The 18509-nt window shown below is 59.8% G+C and carries 31 protein-coding genes; 1 reads left to right on the forward strand and 30 read right to left on the reverse strand.

Features of this window, described 5'->3' with window-relative positions; genetic code table 11:
* Positions 1-8 precede the first annotated feature (8 nt).
* Positions 9-2879 carry an excinuclease ABC subunit UvrA gene (gene uvrA, locus ACFOMF_RS03765; RefSeq protein WP_386361391.1) on the forward strand — a complete coding sequence of 957 codons (2871 nt, stop codon included), beginning with the start codon at positions 9-11 and terminating at the stop codon, positions 2877-2879.
* Positions 2880-2986: 107 nt separating this feature from the next.
* Here uvrA and ACFOMF_RS03770 read toward each other — a convergent pair whose 3' ends face one another.
* From ACFOMF_RS03770 to ACFOMF_RS03915, 30 genes are all read right to left on the reverse strand, one after another.
* Positions 2987-4444: a catalase gene (locus tag ACFOMF_RS03770; protein ID WP_386361393.1), complete on the reverse strand. Its 1458-nt coding sequence runs from the start codon at positions 4442-4444 to the stop codon at positions 2987-2989.
* Between the two features lie 174 nt (positions 4445-4618).
* On the reverse strand, positions 4619-5005 hold the full coding sequence (gene rplQ, locus ACFOMF_RS03775) for a 50S ribosomal protein L17 (RefSeq protein ID WP_386361395.1): 387 nt from the start codon (positions 5003-5005) through the stop codon (positions 4619-4621).
* 45 nt (positions 5006-5050) lie between these two features.
* Positions 5051-6052, reverse strand: a complete 1002-nt coding sequence (locus tag ACFOMF_RS03780; protein WP_386361397.1) for a DNA-directed RNA polymerase subunit alpha — start codon at positions 6050-6052, stop codon at positions 5051-5053.
* Positions 6053-6074: 22 nt separating this feature from the next.
* Positions 6075-6695: a 30S ribosomal protein S4 gene (gene rpsD, locus ACFOMF_RS03785; protein ID WP_386361399.1), complete on the reverse strand. Its 621-nt coding sequence runs from the start codon at positions 6693-6695 to the stop codon at positions 6075-6077.
* A 16-nt stretch (positions 6696-6711) separates the two neighbouring features.
* A complete protein-coding gene (gene rpsK, locus ACFOMF_RS03790; protein WP_007924177.1) occupies positions 6712-7101 on the reverse strand; it encodes a 30S ribosomal protein S11 in 390 nt (129 codons plus the stop codon).
* Between the two features lie 30 nt (positions 7102-7131).
* Complete coding sequence (rpsM, locus tag ACFOMF_RS03795) at positions 7132-7488, reverse strand: 30S ribosomal protein S13 (protein WP_386361403.1); 357 nt, start codon at positions 7486-7488, stop codon at positions 7132-7134.
* A gap of 130 nt (positions 7489-7618) precedes the next feature.
* Positions 7619-7735 (reverse strand): 50S ribosomal protein L36, encoded by a 117-nt coding sequence (gene rpmJ, locus ACFOMF_RS03800; RefSeq protein WP_043217073.1) that lies wholly within the window; start codon positions 7733-7735, stop codon positions 7619-7621.
* A gap of 29 nt (positions 7736-7764) precedes the next feature.
* Positions 7765-9093 carry a preprotein translocase subunit SecY gene (secY, locus tag ACFOMF_RS03805; RefSeq protein WP_386361405.1) on the reverse strand — a complete coding sequence of 443 codons (1329 nt, stop codon included), beginning with the start codon at positions 9091-9093 and terminating at the stop codon, positions 7765-7767.
* Positions 9094-9528, reverse strand: coding sequence for a 50S ribosomal protein L15 (rplO, locus tag ACFOMF_RS03810; protein WP_386361407.1), 435 nt, complete (start codon positions 9526-9528; stop codon positions 9094-9096).
* 3 nt (positions 9529-9531) lie between these two features.
* Positions 9532-9714: a 50S ribosomal protein L30 gene (gene rpmD, locus ACFOMF_RS03815; protein WP_386361409.1), complete on the reverse strand. Its 183-nt coding sequence runs from the start codon at positions 9712-9714 to the stop codon at positions 9532-9534.
* A 2-nt stretch (positions 9715-9716) separates the two neighbouring features.
* Complete coding sequence (rpsE, locus tag ACFOMF_RS03820; RefSeq protein WP_386361411.1) at positions 9717-10217, reverse strand: 30S ribosomal protein S5; 501 nt, start codon at positions 10215-10217, stop codon at positions 9717-9719.
* A gap of 3 nt (positions 10218-10220) precedes the next feature.
* The gene (rplR, locus tag ACFOMF_RS03825; protein ID WP_386361413.1) at positions 10221-10571 is read right to left on the reverse strand and encodes a 50S ribosomal protein L18; all 351 of its coding nucleotides are present in this window, start codon (positions 10569-10571) and stop codon (positions 10221-10223) included.
* A 10-nt stretch (positions 10572-10581) separates the two neighbouring features.
* Positions 10582-11115 (reverse strand): 50S ribosomal protein L6, encoded by a 534-nt coding sequence (gene rplF, locus ACFOMF_RS03830; protein WP_386361415.1) that lies wholly within the window; start codon positions 11113-11115, stop codon positions 10582-10584.
* A gap of 13 nt (positions 11116-11128) precedes the next feature.
* A complete protein-coding gene (gene rpsH, locus ACFOMF_RS03835; protein WP_386361417.1) occupies positions 11129-11521 on the reverse strand; it encodes a 30S ribosomal protein S8 in 393 nt (130 codons plus the stop codon).
* Between the two features lie 165 nt (positions 11522-11686).
* Positions 11687-11992: a 30S ribosomal protein S14 gene (gene rpsN / locus ACFOMF_RS03840; protein ID WP_386361419.1), complete on the reverse strand. Its 306-nt coding sequence runs from the start codon at positions 11990-11992 to the stop codon at positions 11687-11689.
* Between the two features lie 12 nt (positions 11993-12004).
* A complete protein-coding gene (rplE, locus tag ACFOMF_RS03845) occupies positions 12005-12544 on the reverse strand; it encodes a 50S ribosomal protein L5 (RefSeq protein ID WP_386361421.1) in 540 nt (179 codons plus the stop codon).
* Between the two features lie 19 nt (positions 12545-12563).
* Positions 12564-12878 carry a 50S ribosomal protein L24 gene (gene rplX, locus ACFOMF_RS03850; protein ID WP_386361423.1) on the reverse strand — a complete coding sequence of 105 codons (315 nt, stop codon included), beginning with the start codon at positions 12876-12878 and terminating at the stop codon, positions 12564-12566.
* 12 nt (positions 12879-12890) lie between these two features.
* A complete protein-coding gene (gene rplN / locus ACFOMF_RS03855; RefSeq protein WP_003289207.1) occupies positions 12891-13259 on the reverse strand; it encodes a 50S ribosomal protein L14 in 369 nt (122 codons plus the stop codon).
* 21 nt (positions 13260-13280) lie between these two features.
* Positions 13281-13547, reverse strand: coding sequence for a 30S ribosomal protein S17 (gene rpsQ / locus ACFOMF_RS03860; protein WP_386361426.1), 267 nt, complete (start codon positions 13545-13547; stop codon positions 13281-13283).
* Between the two features lie 2 nt (positions 13548-13549).
* Complete coding sequence (rpmC, locus tag ACFOMF_RS03865; protein ID WP_386361428.1) at positions 13550-13741, reverse strand: 50S ribosomal protein L29; 192 nt, start codon at positions 13739-13741, stop codon at positions 13550-13552.
* The gene (gene rplP / locus ACFOMF_RS03870; RefSeq protein ID WP_386361430.1) at positions 13741-14154 is read right to left on the reverse strand and encodes a 50S ribosomal protein L16; all 414 of its coding nucleotides are present in this window, start codon (positions 14152-14154) and stop codon (positions 13741-13743) included. The genes rpmC and rplP overlap by 1 nt, the downstream gene beginning before the upstream one ends.
* Before the next feature lie 12 nt (positions 14155-14166).
* Positions 14167-14853, reverse strand: coding sequence for a 30S ribosomal protein S3 (gene rpsC / locus ACFOMF_RS03875; protein WP_386361431.1), 687 nt, complete (start codon positions 14851-14853; stop codon positions 14167-14169).
* A gap of 13 nt (positions 14854-14866) precedes the next feature.
* Positions 14867-15199, reverse strand: a complete 333-nt coding sequence (rplV, locus tag ACFOMF_RS03880) for a 50S ribosomal protein L22 (RefSeq protein ID WP_386361433.1) — start codon at positions 15197-15199, stop codon at positions 14867-14869.
* 10 nt (positions 15200-15209) lie between these two features.
* Complete coding sequence (rpsS, locus tag ACFOMF_RS03885; RefSeq protein WP_386361435.1) at positions 15210-15485, reverse strand: 30S ribosomal protein S19; 276 nt, start codon at positions 15483-15485, stop codon at positions 15210-15212.
* A 16-nt stretch (positions 15486-15501) separates the two neighbouring features.
* Complete coding sequence (gene rplB, locus ACFOMF_RS03890) at positions 15502-16323, reverse strand: 50S ribosomal protein L2 (protein ID WP_386361437.1); 822 nt, start codon at positions 16321-16323, stop codon at positions 15502-15504.
* 11 nt (positions 16324-16334) lie between these two features.
* The gene (gene rplW / locus ACFOMF_RS03895; protein WP_386361439.1) at positions 16335-16634 is read right to left on the reverse strand and encodes a 50S ribosomal protein L23; all 300 of its coding nucleotides are present in this window, start codon (positions 16632-16634) and stop codon (positions 16335-16337) included.
* The gene (gene rplD, locus ACFOMF_RS03900; RefSeq protein ID WP_386361441.1) at positions 16631-17233 is read right to left on the reverse strand and encodes a 50S ribosomal protein L4; all 603 of its coding nucleotides are present in this window, start codon (positions 17231-17233) and stop codon (positions 16631-16633) included. The genes rplW and rplD overlap by 4 nt, the downstream gene beginning before the upstream one ends.
* Positions 17234-17247: 14 nt before the next feature.
* Complete coding sequence (gene rplC, locus ACFOMF_RS03905) at positions 17248-17883, reverse strand: 50S ribosomal protein L3 (RefSeq protein ID WP_386361443.1); 636 nt, start codon at positions 17881-17883, stop codon at positions 17248-17250.
* 82 nt (positions 17884-17965) lie between these two features.
* Positions 17966-18277, reverse strand: coding sequence for a 30S ribosomal protein S10 (rpsJ, locus tag ACFOMF_RS03910; protein ID WP_386361445.1), 312 nt, complete (start codon positions 18275-18277; stop codon positions 17966-17968).
* 150 nt (positions 18278-18427) lie between these two features.
* Positions 18428-18509, reverse strand: an 82-nt coding sequence (locus tag ACFOMF_RS03915) for an EF-Tu C-terminal domain-related protein (RefSeq protein ID WP_449342984.1), incomplete at its 5' end; no start/stop codon positions are given.

The following is an 18509-nucleotide window of genomic DNA, read 5'->3' on the forward strand; positions in this document are numbered from 1 at the left end:
AGGCCGTTTTGGACAAGATCCTGATTCGTGGGGCCCGCACCCACAACTTGAAGAACATCGACCTGACCCTGCCGCGCGACAAGTTGATCGTGATCACCGGCCTGTCGGGCTCGGGCAAGTCCTCGCTGGCTTTCGATACGCTCTACGCCGAAGGCCAGCGCCGCTACGTCGAATCCCTCTCCGCCTACGCCCGGCAGTTCCTGTCAATGATGGAGAAGCCTGACGTGGATACCATCGAGGGCCTGTCTCCGGCGATTTCAATCGAGCAGAAGTCCACTTCCCATAACCCCCGCTCCACCGTAGGCACCATCACAGAGATCTACGACTACCTGCGCCTGCTCTACGCCCGGGTCGGTACCCCCCGATGCCCGGACCACGACATTCCCCTGGAAGCCCAGACCGTCAGCCAGATGGTGGATCAGGTCCTCGCCCTGCCGGAAGGCCGCCGGCTGATGCTGCTGGCGCCGGTGATCCGCGAGCGCAAGGGCGAACACCTGAACGTGTTCGACGAGCTGCGCGCCCAGGGTTTCGTCCGCGCCCGCATCGACGGCAAGCTCTACGAGCTGGACGAAGCGCCGAAGCTGGAAAAGCAGAAGAAGCATTCTATCGATGTGGTGGTGGATCGCTTCAAGGCCCGTGGCGACCTGCAGCAGCGCCTGGCCGAATCCTTCGAGACCGCGCTGAAGCTTGCCGACGGAATCGCCCTGGTGGCGCCCATGGAGGGCGAGGACGGCGAGGAAATGATCTTCTCCGCCCGCTTCGCCTGCCCGGTGTGCGGGCATTCCATCAGCGAGCTCGAACCCAAGCTGTTCTCGTTCAACAACCCGGCCGGCGCCTGCCCGACTTGCGACGGCCTAGGCGTGAAGCAGTTCTTTGATGCCAAGCGCCTGGTGAACGGCGAGTTGACCCTCGCCGAAGGTGCCATACGCGGCTGGGATCGGCGCAACGTCTACTACTTCCAGATGCTAGGCTCGCTGGCCGCGCATTACGATTTCAGCCTCGACAAGCCGTTTGGCGAACTGGACGAGGCCCAGCGCAAGGCCGTGCTCTACGGCAGCGGCCGGGAAAGCGTCGACTTCCGCTATCTGAACGACCGCGGCGACATCGTCAAGCGCGCCCATCCCTTCGAGGGCATCATCCCCAACCTGGAACGGCGCTACCGCGAGACCGAATCCCAGAGCGTGCGCGAAGACCTGGCCAAATACCTCGCGACCCAGCCCTGTCCCGAATGCCGCGGCACCCGCCTGCGCAGGGAGGCGCGGCACGTCTGGGTTGGCGATCGCACCTTGCCGGCGGTGACTGCCATGCCGGTGGGCGACGCCTGCGAGTATGCCGCCAGCCTCAAGCTCACCGGCCAGCGTGGCGAGATCGCGGACAAGATCCTCAAGGAGATCCGCGAACGGCTGCAGTTTCTGGTCAACGTGGGTCTGGACTACCTGACCCTGGACCGCAGCGCCGACACCCTGTCCGGCGGCGAAGCCCAGCGCATCCGCCTCGCCAGCCAGATCGGCGCCGGCCTGGTGGGCGTCATGTACATTCTCGACGAACCCTCCATCGGCCTGCACCAGCGTGACAACGAGCGACTGCTGGGCACCCTCACCCACCTCAGGGATCTCGGCAATACGGTGATCGTCGTGGAGCACGACGAGGATGCCATCCGTCTGGCAGATTACGTGGTGGACATCGGGCCCGGTGCCGGCGTGCATGGCGGGCAGATTGTCGCCGAAGGCACCCCCGACGAGGTGATGAACAACCCGGACTCGGTCACCGGCAAGTACCTGTCAGGGCGAGTAAAGATCCGCTACCCCGGGGAGCGAACGCGGCGCGATCCCGAAAAGCTGCTGATCCTGAAAGGCGCTCGCGGCAACAACCTGCGCAATGTGGACCTGGAGATCCCGGTAGGTTTGCTGACCTGCATCACCGGCGTGTCCGGCTCCGGCAAGTCGACGCTGATCAACAACACCCTGTTCCCCATCACCGCCACCGCATTGAACGGTGCCACTACGCTGGAAGTCGCGCCACACCAGAGTTTCGACGGCCTGCAGCACCTCGACAAGGTGGTGGACATCGACCAGAGCCCCATCGGCCGCACTCCGCGCTCGAACCCCGCCACCTATACCGGCCTGTTCACCCCGATCCGCGAGCTGTTCGCCGGCGTGCCGGAAGCCCGCTCGCGTGGCTACGGGCCAGGGCGTTTCTCGTTCAATGTCAAGGGCGGCCGCTGCGAGGCCTGCCAGGGCGACGGGGTGATCAAGGTGGAAATGCACTTTCTGCCAGACATCTACGTGCCCTGCGACGTCTGCAAGGGCAAGCGCTACAACCGGGAAACCCTGGAGGTGAAGTACAAGGGCAAGAACATCCACGAGGTGCTGGAAATGACCATCGAGGAGGCCCGCGACTTCTTCGATGCGGTGCCGGCGGTCGCACGCAAGCTGCAGACCCTGATCGATGTAGGCCTCTCCTATATCCGCCTTGGCCAGAGCGCCACCACCCTTTCCGGCGGCGAGGCCCAGCGCGTCAAGCTGTCCCGCGAGCTGTCCAAGCGCGACACCGGCAAGACACTGTACATACTCGACGAACCAACCACCGGCCTGCACTTCGCCGACATCCAGCAGTTGCTCGACGTGCTGCATCGATTGCGCAACCATGGCAATACCGTGGTGGTAATCGAGCACAATCTGGACGTGATCAAGACCGCCGACTGGCTGGTGGACCTCGGGCCGGAAGGCGGATCGAAAGGTGGCATGATCATCGCCACCGGTACACCCGAGGAGATCGCCGAGGTACCGACGTCCCACACCGGACGCTTCCTCAAGCCGCTGCTGGAACGTGATCGTGGCTCAGCCACCGCTGGCCCGGTAGCACGCTCTCGACCCTAGGCTGGGCTTCAGCCCACCAATGAGCCTCGGGACCAGAATGGTCCGCTCTCCCTTCGTCCCTGCGCCACAAAACCGGCCGAAGCCGGTTTATGTGGCGCAGGGACGAATCAGCCGATCACGCTCGGGTCGATACCCAGCCCCCGTGCGACGCCCTCGCCATAAGCGGGGTCGGCCTTGATGAAGTGCCCCAGCTGGCGCAGTTGCACGTCGCGGGTGACCGGCCCCATGGCCGCGACGATGTTGCCTATCAGCAACGCCTTCTGATCTGTGTCCATGAGGCGGAACAGCGCGCCGGCGTAGCTGTAGTAGTCCTCATCGGTACGGTGGTCGTAGCGGTCGGCTGCGCCGCTCAAGGCCAGTGCCGGCTCGGCATACTGCGGCGCCTGCTTCGGCGCACCGCTGTAGCTGTTGGGCTCGTAGTTCGGCGCCGAGCCGCCATTGCCGTCGAACCGCATCGCACCATCACGCTGATAGTTGTGGTAGGGGCAACGCGGTGCGTTGACTGGCAGCTGCTGGTGATTGGTGCCCACGCGGTAGCGGTGCGCATCGGCGTAAGCGAACACGCGCCCCTGGAGCATCCGGTCAGGCGACAGCCCGATGCCTGGTACCACATTGCTCGGAGCGAAGGCAGCCTGCTCGACTTCCGCAAAATAATTTGTCGGGTTGCGATTGAGCTCGAGCACACCGACCTCCATCAGCGGGTACTGCTTCTGCGACCAGGTCTTGGTCACATCGAACGGATTGTCCGGATGCTGAGCAGCCTGGGCCTCGCTCATGACCTGGATGCACAGCCGCCACTGAGGACATTCGCCCCGCTCGATGGCCGCGAACAGATCACGCTGAGCGTAGTCGGGGTCCGTGCCGGCGAGCCGCGCCGCATCGGCAGGAGCAAGGTTGCGAATGCCCTGCACCGATTTGAAATGGAACTTCACCCAGTGACGCTCTCCGGCGGCGTTTACCAGGCTGAAGGTGTGGCTGCCGAAGCCGTGCATGTGCCGATAGCCATCCGGGATGCCACGGTCCGAGAACAAGGTGGTGATCTGATGCAGCGCCTCGGGCGAGTGGGACCAGAAGTCCCACATCATCTGCGGACTCTTCAGGTTGGTATGCGGATCGCGTTTCTGGGTGTGGATGAAGTCCGGAAATTTCAGCGGATCACGGATGAAGAACACCGGCGTGTTGTTGCCGACCACATCCCAATTGCCTTCATCGGTGTAGAACTTGACGGCGAACCCGCGCGGATCGCGCTCGGTATCAGCCGAGCCCCGCTCCCCACCCACGGTGGAAAAACGCAGGAATACCGGCGTCTGTTTGCCCACCGACTCGAACACCTTCGCACGGCTGTAGCGGGAGATGTCCTGGGTAACAGTAAAGGTGCCATAGGCACCCGAGCCCTTGGCATGAACCCTCCGCTCGGGAATGACTTCGCGGTTGAAGTGGGCAAGCTTCTCCACCAGATGGAAATCGTCCAGCAGCAGCGGCCCCCGTGCACCGGCCGTGCGGGAATTCTGGTTGTCCGCGACGGGGCTACCGCCGGCAGTGGTAAGAATTTTGTTATCGGTCATGCTACTTCTCCTTGGGCAGATCGGTACAGGGGCCTTGTGGGCCATGAGCCAAAGGTAAGCCAGCGGAGCGGCAAGGACCAATTGATAGAGCGAAGCGGAGCGATAGAACGGCACAATGCCTGGCCTGCAGGCATAAAAAAACCGGGCAATGCCCGGTTTTTCATCGCGAAACGCTTACTCAGCCGTTTCGACTTCACCAGCGACCGGACGGTCAACCAGTTCCACGTAGGCCATCGGCGCGTTGTCTCCAGCGCGGAAACCGCACTTGAGGATCCGCAGGTAGCCGCCCTGGCGAGTCGCATAACGCTTGCCGAGGTCGTTGAACAACTTGCCAACAGCCTCCTTGGAGCGAGTGCGGTCGAAAGCCAGGCGACGATTGGCGACGCTGTCTTCCTTGGCCAGAGTGATGAGGGGCTCGGCAACCCGACGCAGTTCCTTTGCCTTCGGCAAAGTGGTTTTAATCAGTTCGTGCTCGAACAGGGAAACCGCCATGTTCTGGAACATGGCCTTCCGGTGCGAACTGGTGCGACTCAGATGACGGCCGCTTTTACGATGACGCATGATGAATTTCCTTACCAAACATTCGAAGTTCGGTGGTTAGGGACCTCAGGCAGTAGCCTTGTCGTCCTTCTTCAGACTTGCTGGCGGCCAGTTGTCGAGACGCATGCCAAGGGAAAGCCCGCGAGAAGCCAGAACGTCCTTGATTTCGGTCAACGACTTCTTGCCCAGGTTCGGGGTCTTCAACAACTCGACCTCGGTGCGCTGAATCAAGTCACCAATGTAGTAGATGTTTTCCGCCTTGAGGCAGTTGGCCGAACGAACGGTCAGTTCGAGATCGTCAACCGGACGCAGGAGGATTGGATCGATCTCATCTTCCTGCTCGATCACAACCGGCTCGCTGTCACCCTTGAGGTCGACGAACGCGGCCAGCTGCTGCTGCAGAATGGTAGCGGCACGGCGGATGGCCTCTTCAGGATCCAGGGTGCCGTTGGTCTCAAGGTCGATGACCAGCTTGTCAAGGTTGGTCCGCTGCTCGACGCGAGCATTCTCGACGACATAAGCGACGCGACGAACCGGGCTGAAGGTGGCATCGAGTTGAAGACGACCGATGCTACGGCTCTCGTCATCATCGCTCTGCCGCGCATCGGCCGGCTCGTAGCCACGACCGCGCTGAACTTTCAGCTTCATGCTAAGCGCGCCGTTGACCGCCAAGTTGGCGATCAGATGATCACCATTGACGATCTCGACGTCGTGGTCCAGTTGGATATCGGCGGCGGTCACAGCGCCCGGCCCTTGCTTCACCAGGTTCAGAGTCACTTCATCACGGCCGTGAAGCTTGATGGCGAGACCCTTGAGGTTGAGCAGGATTTCGATGACGTCTTCCTGAACGCCCTCGATGGCGCTGTACTCATGAAGGACACCGTCGATCTCGGCTTCGACCACGGCACAGCCGGGCATCGAAGACAACAGGATACGACGCAGCGCGTTGCCCAGGGTGTGGCCGAAACCGCGCTCGAGGGGCTCGAGCGTGATCTTGGCGCGGGTCGGACTGACCACCTGCACATCGATATGGCGGGGGGTCAGGAACTCATTTACCGAACTCTGCATGGATATACCTATTTTCTAGCCCTTACTTGGAGTAGAGCTCGACAATCAGGTTTTCGTTGATGTCGGCGGACAGATCACTGCGGGCCGGCACGCTCTTGAAGACACCAGTCTTCTTCTCGGCGTCCACTTCCACCCACTCAACACGACCACGCTGGGAGCAGAGCTCCAGAGCCTGTGCGATACGCAGTTGGTTCTTGCACTTCTCACGTACGGCAACGACGTCACCGGCCTTCACTTGGTACGAAGGCACATTGACGGTCTGACCATTGACGGTGATCGACTTGTGCGAGACCAGCTGACGCGATTCGGCACGCGTGGAGCCGTAGCCCATGCGATAGACGACGTTGTCCAGACGGCACTCGAGCAGCTGCAGAAGGTTTTCGCCAGTGGCGCCCTTACGGCCAGCGGCCTCCTTGTAGTAACCGTTGAACTGACGCTCCAGTACACCGTAGATACGACGAACTTTCTGCTTCTCACGCAACTGGGTACCGTAGTCGGACAAGCGACCACGGCGCTGACCGTGTACGCCTGGAGGCGTTTCGATGTTGCACTTGGATTCGAGCGCGCGCGCACCACTCTTCAGGAAGAGGTCGGTACCTTCACGACGAGACAGTTTGCACTTGGGACCAATATAACGAGCCATTTTCTACTGTCTCCTGTTACACGCGACGCTTCTTCGGCGGACGGCACCCGTTGTGCGGGATCGGCGTCACGTCGGTGATGCTTGCAATCTTGTAGCCGCAGCCATTGAGTGCGCGCACGGCGGACTCACGACCAGGACCCGGGCCCTTGACGTTGACGTCGAGGTTCTTCAGACCATACTCCAACGCAGCCTGGCCGGCGCGCTCGGCCGCCACCTGGGCAGCGAACGGAGTGCTCTTGCGAGAGCCACGGAAGCCGGAGCCGCCGGAGGTTGCCCAGGACAACGCATTACCCTGACGATCGGTAATGGTCACGATGGTGTTGTTGAAAGAGGCGTGGATATGGGCGATCCCATCAACGACCGTCTTTTTGATCTTCTTACGAGGACGAGCAGCAGGTTTTGCCATGATCAGATTCCTGTCGATTCGCGAACGCGATTACTTGCGGATCGGCTTGCGCGGGCCCTTGCGGGTACGGGCGTTGGTCTTGGTGCGCTGCCCACGAACCGGCAGGCCACGACGGTGACGAAGACCGCGATAGCAGCCCAGGTCCATCAAACGCTTGATCTTCATGTTGGTTTCGCGGCGCAGATCACCCTCGGTGATCAGCTTGGCCACTTCGCCACGCAGCTGCTCGATCTGCTCATCGGACAGATCCTTGATTTTGGCTGCCGGATTGACGCCGGTAGCCGCGCAGATGTTTTGCGCAGAAGTGCGACCAACACCATAGATGTAGGTCAGCGAGATAACAGTGTGCTTGTTATCCGGAATGTTGACGCCTGCAATACGGGCCATTCAGTGAAACTCCAAGTGACAGCTACCTACGCCCCGGAAGCCAAGAAAAGGGCGCGAGATAATATCGCTGTAGAAATGATTAATCAACCCGGCAGCGCACTAGCTGCCGGGTTTGACGCGTGACTCACAATCAGCCTTGGCGCTGCTTGTGACGCGGTTCCGCGCTACAGATAACCCGCACGACACCGTCGCGACGGATGACCTTGCAGTTGCGGCAAAGCTTTTTCACCGATGCACGAACTTTCATCACCGAACTCCTGAAACCTTACAGACCGGTCAGCGGATCATGCCGCCGCCATAGCCCTTCAGATTCGCTTTCTTCATAAGGGAATCGTACTGGTGCGACACGAGATGTGATTGCACTTGCGACATGAAGTCCATCACCACCACGACAACGATCAGCAACGAGGTCCCGCCAAGGTAAAACGGCACGTTCGCCGCCACCACCAGGAACTGGGGCAGCAGACACACAGCCGTCATGTAGAGGGCGCCGAACAAGGTCAAGCGGGTCAGTACGCCATCGATGTAGCGCGCAGACTGCTCGCCAGGACGAATCCCGGGTATAAACGCTCCGGACTTCTTCAGGTTTTCCGCGACATCCTTAGGGTTGAACATCAGTGCCGTGTAGAAGAAGCAGAAGAAAATGATCCCTGCACTGAACAGCAAGATGTTCAAAGGCTGCCCGGGCGCAATCGCCTGAGAGATGTCAGCCAGCCAGCCCAGCCCCTCGGACTGACCAAACCACTGCCCCAGCGAAGCCGGAAACAGCAGCAGGCTGCTCGCGAAAATGGCGGGAATGACCCCAGCCATGTTCACCTTGAGCGGCAGGTGACTGGTCTGCGCCGCGAAGACCTTACGACCCTGCTGGCGCTTGGCGTAATGCACGGCGATACGGCGCTGCCCGCGCTCGATGAACACGACAAAGCCAATGATCGCAATGGCAAACAGGCCAATCACAAGCAAGGCGACGATGTTGATATCGCCCTGGCGCGCAGACTCGAACGACTGACCCAGCGCCGACGGCAAGCCAGCGACGATCCCGGCGAAGATCAGCATCGAGATACCATTGCCGACACCGCGCTCGGTGATCTGCTCACCCAGCCACATCATGAACATCGCGCCCGCCACGAAGGTGGTGACCGCCACGAAGTGAAAGCCGAAGTCAGCGCTGAATGCGACACCTTGACCCGCCAGACCAACCGACATGCCGACAGCCTGGACGATCGCCAGTACCAGCGTCAGGTAACGCGTGTACTGGCTGATCTTGCGACGACCGGACTCGCCTTCCTTCTTCAACTGCTCCAGCTGCGGACTGACTGCGGTCATGAGCTGCATGATGATCGATGCCGAAATGTACGGCATGATCCCCAAGGCAAAGATGCTCATCCGCTCCAGCGCGCCGCCGGAAAACATGTTGAAGAGGCTAAGAATGGTTCCCTCGTTCTGCCGGAACAGCTCTGCCAGGCGGTCGGGATTGATACCCGGCACCGGGATATGCGCGCCTATCCGGTAGACGATGATCGCCATGAACAGGAAGCGCAGACGTGCCCAGAGCTCGGACAGCCCGCCATTCGCCAGCGCGGAGAGAGCACCTTGCTTAGCCATTTAGTCCTCGAATTTGCCGCCAGCTGCTTCGATAGCCGCACGAGCGCCTTTGGTGGCGCCAATGCCCTTGAGGGTGACCGCACGCACAACCTCACCCGACAGCATCACCTTGACGCGACGGACATGCTGGTTGATGACGTTGGCGTCCTTAAGGGACTGCAGCGATACGACATCGCCCTCTACCTTGGCCAACTCGGAGGTGCGCACTTCTGCACGATCAAGAGCCTTCAGCGAGGTGAAGCCGAACTTGGGCAGGCGACGGTGCAGCGGCTGCTGACCACCCTCGAAACCGGGGGCAATGGTGCCACCGGAGCGCGAGGTCTGACCCTTGTGACCGCGGCCGCCTGTCTTGCCCAGACCGCTGCCGATACCACGCCCGGGGCGCAGCTTTTCGCGACGGGCACCCGGCGCGGAACGAAGATCGTTCAGTTTCATGACTTAACCCTCCACTCGGAGAAGGTAGTAGGCCTTGTTGATCATGCCGCGATTTTCAGGGGTGTCCTGAACCTCGACGGTGTGACCGATACGACGCAGGCCCAAGCCCTTGACGCAAGCCTTGTGGTTCGCGATGCGACCGTTGGTGCTTTTCACCAGGGTCACCTTGACGGTTGCGTTTGCCATGATCAGAGAATCTCCTCGACACTCTTGCCACGCTTGGCAGCGACCGACTCAGGAGACTGCATCGCCTTCAAACCCTTGAACGTGGCATTGACCACGTTGACGGGATTGGTCGAGCCATAGCACTTGGCCAGCACGTTATGCACGCCGGCAACTTCCAGGACGGCACGCATGGCACCACCGGCGATAACACCGGTACCCTCGGAGGCGGGCTGCATGTAGACCTTCGAAGCACCATGAGAGGACTTGACCGGATACTGCAGGGTGCTGCCGTTGAGGTCGACCTGAATCATGTTGCGACGCGCGGCTTCCATGGCCTTCTGGATGGCCGCCGGCACTTCGCGCGACTTGCCGCGGCCGAAACCGACGCGACCCTTGCCGTCACCCACTACAGTCAGCGCGGTGAAGGTGAAGATACGACCGCCTTTCACGGTCTTGGCCACGCGATTTACCTGCACCAATTTCTCGATGTAGCCTTCGTCGCGCTTTTGATCGTTATTTGCCATAACTTAGAACTCCAGCCCGCCTTCACGAGCAGCATCGGCCAGCGCTTTCACACGACCGTGGTACTTGAAGCCAGAACGGTCAAACGCAACCTGGGAGACCCCGGCTGCCTTGGCGCGCTCAGCCACCAGCTGACCAACCTTCTTGGCCGCATCGACGTTGCCGGTGGCGGCGTCGCGCAGTTCCTTGTCCAAGGTCGAGGCCGATGCCAGAACCTTGCCGCCGTCGGCCGAAAGGACCTGGGCGTAGATGTGCTGGGAAGAGCGGTATACGCAAAGGCGTACCACTTCCAGCTCGCGCATTTTCAGGCGTGCCTTGCGAGCGCGACGCAGACGAGTTTCTTTCTTTACGCTCATTTGCTATGCCCTACTTCTTCTTGGCTTCTTTACGACGGACTACTTCGTCGGAATACCGCACACCCTTGCCCTTGTAGGGCTCAGGACGACGGAAGTCGCGAATTTCAGCCGCCACCTGACCGACCAGCTGCTTGTCGATGCCCTTGATCAGGATATCGGTCTGGCTGGGAGTCTCGGCAGTGATGCCCTGGGGCAGCTGGTAGTCGATCGGATGCGAATAGCCAAGAGCCAGGGACAGCACTTCGCCCTTGGCCTGAGCCTTGTAACCAACGCCGACCAGCTGCAGCTTGCGCTCGAAGCCTTGGCTGACGCCGATTACCATGTTGTTGACCAGCGCGCGGGTAGTCCCGGCCATGGCCTTGTTCTGCTGGTCGCCGTTACGAGCAGCGAAACGCAGCTCGCCGGATTCCTCGATGACCTCAACAGAAGAGTTGAGCTTCAGCTCGAGGCTGCCCTTGGCACCCTTGACCGACAACTGCTGGCCGTCCAGTTTGATTTCCACACCGGCAGGCAGCTTGACGGGGTTCTTAGCAACACGAGACATGCCTAACCCCCCCTTAGAAGACGGTACAAAGGACTTCGCCGCCGACACCGGCAGCGCGGGCACCACGATCAGTCATCACACCCTTGTTGGTGGAGACGATCGACACACCCAGACCGCCGCGAACTTTCGGCAGCTGATCTACGGACTTGTACTGGCGCAGGCCAGGACGACTGACGCGCTTGAGCTCCTCAATGACCGGACGGCCTTCGAAATACTTCAGCTCGATGGACAGCTGCGGCTTGTCGTCGCTGCTGACCTGGTATCCGCCAATGTAACCTTCGCTCTCGAGAACGCTGGCCACTGCCACCTTCAGCTTGGAAGACGGCATGCTAACCACGGTCTTCTCAGCCATCTGGGCATTACGGATACGAGTTAGCATGTCCGCTAACGGGTCCTGCATACTCATGGGCTTGATGCTCCTAACACAAAAAGAAAGCCTGACGGCCTGATTCACCGGAGCAAAGGCCTGTGAACCCAGGCTCAGGAGAGCCGGTCATTCTAGGGACGGCCCATAAATGAATCAAGCCCCATAAGGGGCTTGATTCGACTTACTGACGACAGGCGCGCTGAGTTACCAGCTAGCCTTCACCAGACCCGGCACGTCACCGCGCATCGCGGCCTGACGCAGCATATTCCGCGAGAGGCCGAACTTGCGGTATACGCCGTGCGGACGACCAGTCAGGCGGCAGCGGTTGCGCAGGCGCGAAGCGCTGGCGTCACGCGGCTGCTTCTGTAGGGCAACCTGAGCCTCCCAGCGCTCCTCGGGCGAAGCGTTCTGATTGACGATGGTCACCTTGAGGGCCGCACGCTTCTGGGCGTACTTGGCAACCGTGCGCTGACGCTTCAGCTCACGGTTTTTCATGCTCTGCTTAGCCATGTTCTACTCCGATCAGTTGCGGAACGGGAATTTGAAGGCGCGCAGCAGGGCACGACCCTCATCATCCGACCGAGCAGTAGTGGTCAGGGTAATGTCCAGGCCACGTAGCGCATCGATCTTGTCGTAATCGATTTCCGGGAAGATGATCTGCTCTTTCACGCCCATGCTGTAGTTGCCACGACCGTCGAAGGACTTGGCATTCAGGCCGCGAAAGTCACGAACCCGGGGCAGGGAGATGCTCAGCAGACGATCCAGGAACTCATACATGCGATCGCGACGCAGAGTGACCTTGATCCCGATCGGCCAGCCTTCACGCACCTTGAAGCCAGCAATCGACTTGCGGGCGTAGGTGACGACCGGCTTCTGACCGGTGATCTTTTCCATATCGGCCACAGCGCTCTCGATGACTTTCTTGTCACCGATGGCTTCGCCCAGACCCATGTTGAGGGTGATCTTGGTGATGCGCGGAACTTCCATCACGTTCGCCAGCTGAAGTTCTTCCTTCAGCTTGGGCGCGAGGTCCTTCCGGTAAACTTCTTTCAATCGTGCCATGGTTATCTACCTAGCAGCCTCAAGCGTCGACCGGCTTCTGCGTCGACTTGAAGACACGGATTTTCTTGCCTTCTTCCACCTTGAAACCAACACGGTCAGCCTTGCTGGTTTCGGCATTGAAGATGGCGACGTTGGAGACGTGCAACGGCGCCTCCTTCTCGACGATACCGCCCTGGACGCCAGCCATAGGGTTGGGCTTGGTATGGCGCTTGATCATGTTCACGCCACCCACGACCAGACGGTCGTCAGCGAGAACCTTGAGCACCTTACCGCGCTTGCCCTTGTCTTTGCCGGCAATGACGATGATCTCGTCGTCACGACGAATCTTTTGCATTTCGACTTCTCCTTACAGCACTTCAGGCGCGAGCGAAACGATCTTCATGAACTTCTCGGAACGAAGTTCACGGGTCACGGGCCCGAAGATGCGAGTGCCGATCGGTTCCTGCTTGTTGTTCAGCAGGACGGCGGCGTTACCGTCGAAACGGATGATGGAACCGTCAGGGCGACGTACACCGTGGCGGGTACGCACCACGACGGCGGTCATCACCTGGCCTTTCTTGACCTTGCCGCGCGGAATAGCTTCCTTCACGGTGACCTTGATGATGTCGCCGATCCCGGCGTACCGGCGATGCGAACCGCCGAGCACCTTGATGCACATCACACGACGGGCGCCGCTATTGTCGGCCACATCGAGCATGGATTGAGTCTGGATCATACTGTTTCTCCGACCTCGCCCTTAGACTTCGACGGCACGTTCAACGACGTCGACCAGCATCCAGGACTTGGTCTTAGCCAACGGGCGAGACTCGCGGATGGTGACCTTGTCGCCGATACGGCACTGGTTGGTTTCGTCGTGGGCGTGCAGCTTGGTCGAACGCTTCACGTACTTGCCGTAGATCGGGTGCTTTACGCGACGCTCGATCAGTACGGTAATGGTTTTGTCCATCTTGTCGCTGACAACGCGGCCGGTCAGCGTGCGGACGGTGTTCTGAGCTTCAGCCATGTTTACTTACCTGCCTGCTGGTTGAGCACAGTCTTGACGCGAGCGATGTCGCGCTTCACTTGCGAGAGCAGGTGAGTCTGCCCCAACTGGCCAGTTGCTTTCTGCATCCGCAGGTTGAACTGGTCCCGCAGCAGACCGAGCAATTGCTCGTTGAGCTGCTCAACGGATTTTTCACGAAGTTCTTGCGCTTTCATCACATCACCGTCCGCTTGACAAAGGTAGTGGCCAGCGGGAGCTTCGCGGCGGCGAGGGCAAACGCCTCACGCGCCAGTTGCTCGGACACACCTTCGATTTCGTAGAGCACCTTGCCCGGCTGAATCTGGGCTACCCAGTACTCCACGCCGCCCTTCCCTTTACCCATCCGCACTTCAAGCGGCTTCTTGGTGACAGGCTTGTCAGGGAAAACGCGGATCCAGATTTTCCCGCCACGCTTGACGTGACGGGTCAGCGCGCGACGCGCCGCCTCGATCTGGCGTGCGGTCAGACGACCACGAGAGACCGACTTCAGCGCGAACTCGCCGAAGCTGACCTTGCTACCGCGATGAGCCAGACCACGGTTGTGGCCGGTCATCTGCTTGCGGAATTTTGTACGCTTTGGCTGCAACATGTGGCGTACCTCTTACTTAGCAGCTTTTTTGCGAGGCGCAGGCGCTTGCGGCTTGAGTTCTTCCTGGCGGCCACCAATGACCTCACCCTTGAAGATCCAGACCTTCACACCGATCACACCATAAGTGGTGTGCGCTTCATACGTGGCATAGTCGATGTCTGCACGCAGAGTGTGCAGAGGAACCCGACCTTCCCGGTACCATTCGGTCCGCGCGATTTCCGCGCCACCCAGACGACCACTCACCTGGATCTTGATACCCTTGGCGCCAATGCGAATGGCGTTCTGAACCGCACGCTTCATGGCGCGACGGAACATGACGCGACGCTCCAGCTGCTGAGCTACGCTTTGCGCAACCAGTAGTGCATCGAGCTCCGGCTTGCGGATTTCCTCGATGTTGATGTGCACCGGCACACCCATTTGCTTGGCCAGGTCCTGGCGCAGCTTCTCGACGTCTTCACCTTTCTTGCCGATCACGATACCGGGACGGGCAGTGTGGATGGTGATGCGCGCGGTCTGAGCCGGGCGCGCGATGTCGATACGGCTGACGGACGCGTTTTTTAGTTTGTCTTGGAGATACGCACGAACATTCAGGTCGGCCAGCAGATAGTCGGCGTAGTTGCGACCGTCCGCGTACCAGACCGAGGTATGCTCCTTGACGATTCCCAGGCGTATGCCAGTGGGATGTACTTTCTGACCCATCTAATCGACTCCGTTACTTGTCCGCAACCTTGACAGTGATATGGCAAGACCGCTTGACGATGCGATCAGCGCGGCCCTTGGCACGCGGCATGATGCGCTTAAGCGAACGCCCTTCGTTTACGAAGACGGTGGAGACCTTGAGGTCATCCACGTCAGCGCCTTCGTTGTGCTCGGCGTTGGCAACGGCCGACTCCAGCACTTTCTTCATCATCTCGGCGGCTTTCTTGTTACTGAAAGCCAGAAGATTGAGGGCCTCGCCCACCTTCTTCCCGCGAATCTGGTCAGCGACCAGACGGGCTTTCTGGGCGGAGATGCGAGCGCCCGACAGCTTGGCTGCTACTTCCATTTCCTACCCCTTAACGTTTGCCTTTCTTGTCCGCCACATGCCCGCGATAAGTGCGGGTAGCAGCGAACTCGCCGAGCTTGTGGCCGACCATGTCTTCGTTCACGAGAACCGGGACATGCTGACGACCGTTGTGTACAGCAATGGTCAGACCGACCATTTGCGGCAGGATCATCGAACGACGCGACCAGGTTTTAACCGGCTTGCGATCGCTCTTTTCCACCGCCGCTTCGACCTTCTTCAACAGGTGAAGATCGATAAAAGGACCTTTTTTCAGAGAACGCGGCACTGTCGTATCCCTCTAGTTACTTGCGACGACGGACAATCATGTTGTCGGTGCGCTTGTTGGAGCGAGTCTTCGCGCCCTTGGTTGGGAAGCCCCACGGCGACACCGGATGACGACCACCAGAGGTACGACCTTCACCACCACCGTGCGGGTGGTCTACCGGGTTCATGGCAACACCACGAACGGTCGGGCGAACGCCACGCCAGCGCTTGGCACCCGCTTTACCCAGCGAGCGCAGGCTGTGCTCGGAGTTGGACACTTCACCCAGCGTTGCGCGGCACTCGGACAGCACCTTACGCATTTCGCCAGAGCGCAGACGTACGGTGACATAAGCACCTTCACGCGCGACGAGCTGAGCAGAAGCACCAGCGGAGCGTGCAACCTGAGCGCCCTTGCCCGGCTTGAGCTCGATACCGTGGATGGTCGAACCCACCGGAATGTTGCGCAGCGGCAGACTGTTACCAGCCCTGATCGGCGCGTTGACACCCGAAATCAGCTGGTCACCGGCACTCACCCCCTTGGGGGCAATGATGTAGCGACGCTCGCCGTCAGCATATTTCAGCAGAGCGATATGCGCTGTGCGATTCGGATCGTATTCGATACGCTCGACGACGGCAGGAATGCCATCCTTGTTGCGACGAAAATCGACCAGACGATAGTGCTGCTTGTGACCACCGCCAATGTGGCGAGTGGTGATGCGACCGTTGTTGTTACGGCCACCGGACTTGGACTTCTTCTCCAGCAGCGGAGCGTACGGGGCGCCCTTGTGCAGGTCCTGGTTGACCACCTTGACGACAAAGCGGCGACCAGCAGAAGTCGGCTTGCATTTAACGATTGCCATGATGCTCCCCTTTACTCAGCACTGCTGGAGAAATCGAGATCCTGGCCCGGCTGAAGAGCGACATACGCCTTCTTCCAGTCGTTACGCTTGCCCATTCCGCGAGCAGTGCGCTTGGTCTTGCCCTTAACATTAAGGGTGCTGACATGCGCCACTTTCACTTCGAACAGGCTCTCGACGGCCTTCTTGATTTCCAGCTTGGTTGCATCAGTGGCAACCTTGAAAACGAATTGGCCCTTGGAATCCGCCAGCACCGTGGCCTTCTCGGAGACGTGCGGACCAATCAGCACTTTGAAAACGCGTTCCTGGTTCATCCCAGCAGCTCCTCGAACTTCTTCACGGCGGACACGGTCATCAGCACCTTGTCATAGGCGATCAAGCTCACCGGATCGGAACCCTGAACGTCGCGTACATCAACGTGCGGCAGATTGCGTGCAGCCAGGTACAGATTTTCATCGACGGAGTCGGCAATAATCAGTACGTCATTGAGACCAAGGCCGGTGAGCTTGCCCAGCAGCATCTTGGTTTTCGGCGCATCGACGGCGAATTCCGGAACCACCACCAGCCGCTCGGAGCGAACCAGTTCAGCCAGGATCGAGCGCAGTGCGGCACGATACATCTTCTTGTTCAGCTTCTGTTCGTGGTTCTGCGGGCGAGCAGCGAAGGTCACGCCACCGCCACGCCAGATCGGACCACGAGTGGTACCGGCACGGGCACGGCCAGTGCCCTTCTGACGCCACGGGCGCTTACCGCCACCGGACACGTCGGAACGAGTCTTCTGCTGCTTGCTGCCCTGACGACCACCAGCCATGTAAGCCACGACCGCCTGGTGAACCAGGGTTTCGTTGAACTCACCGCCGAAGGTGCGCTCGGATACGTCGATCGCCTGAGCGCCATTTACATTCAATTGCATCTCGGTATCCCCTCTTAGCCGCGAGCCTTGATAGCCGGACGAACGATTACGTCGCTACCGGTAGCGCCAGGTACGGCACCCTTGACCAGCAGCAGATTACGCTCGGCATCGACACGGACGACTTCCAGGGACTGCACTGTTACGCGCTCGGCACCCATGTGACCGGACATTTTCTTGCCCTTGAACACGCGACCAGGAGTCTGGCACTGGCCGATGGAACCGGGCACGCGGTGGGACACGGAGTTACCGTGAGTATTATCCTGACCACGGAAATTCCAGCGCTTGATGGTACCGGCAAAGCCCTTACCCTTGGACTGACCGGTAACGTCGACCATCTGACCGGCAGCGAACTGCTCAACACTGAGCTGATCGCCAGCCTGGAATTCGCCCTCGGCAACACGGAGCTCAAGCACGCTACGACCAGCAGCAACATTCGCCTTGGCGAAGTGACCGGCCTGCGCCTTGGTTACGCGGGAAGCGCGGCGCTCACCAACCGTGAGTTGAACAGCGCGGTAACCGTCGCTCTCCTCAGTCTTGAACTGAGTGACGCGATTCGGCTCCACTTCGATGACGGTGACCGGAATGGACACGCCTTCTTCGGTGAAAATACGGGTCATGCCGCATTTCCGACCGACTACACCAATAGACATCATGTAAACCTCATGAGTGTACGGGGCTTTCACCCGCTATGGCCGCCCATTTCAGAGCGTTACACGACTAAAACACCAAGTTTTAGCCGAGGCTGATTTGCACTTCCACGCCAGCCGCGAGATCGAGCTTCATAAGCGCATCGACGGTCTTGTCCGTCGGCTGGACGATATCCAGCACACGCTTGTGGGTACGGATTTCGTACTGATCGCGCGCGTCTTTGTTGACGTGCGGAGAAACCAGTACGGTGTACCGCTCTTTGCGGGTAGGCAGTGGAATAGGACCACGCACCTGAGCCCCAGTACGCTTCGCGGTATCCACGATTTCCTGGGTCGATTGGTCGATCAGGCGATGGTCAAAAGCCTTCAACCGAATACGGATTTGTTGGTTTTGCATTTTGACCTCAGACTCCTAGTTGCCACCCCACCGAGCGGAATCCGCCCGGTAAAAGGAGGCGCAATTGTACGGATGCACCCCAGGAGTGTCAATGAAGGACCCCAAACAGAAAAGGCCCCCGAAGGGGCCTTTTCACCTACCGATCGTCGATTATTCGATGACCTTGGCAACCACGCCGGCGCCTACGGTACGGCCGCCTTCGCGAATGGCGAAACGCAGGCCTTCTTCCATG

Origin of the sequence: Stutzerimonas tarimensis, from assembly GCF_042648805.1 — a bacterium.
Lineage (GTDB): Bacteria > Pseudomonadota > Gammaproteobacteria > Pseudomonadales > Pseudomonadaceae > Azomonas > Azomonas tarimensis.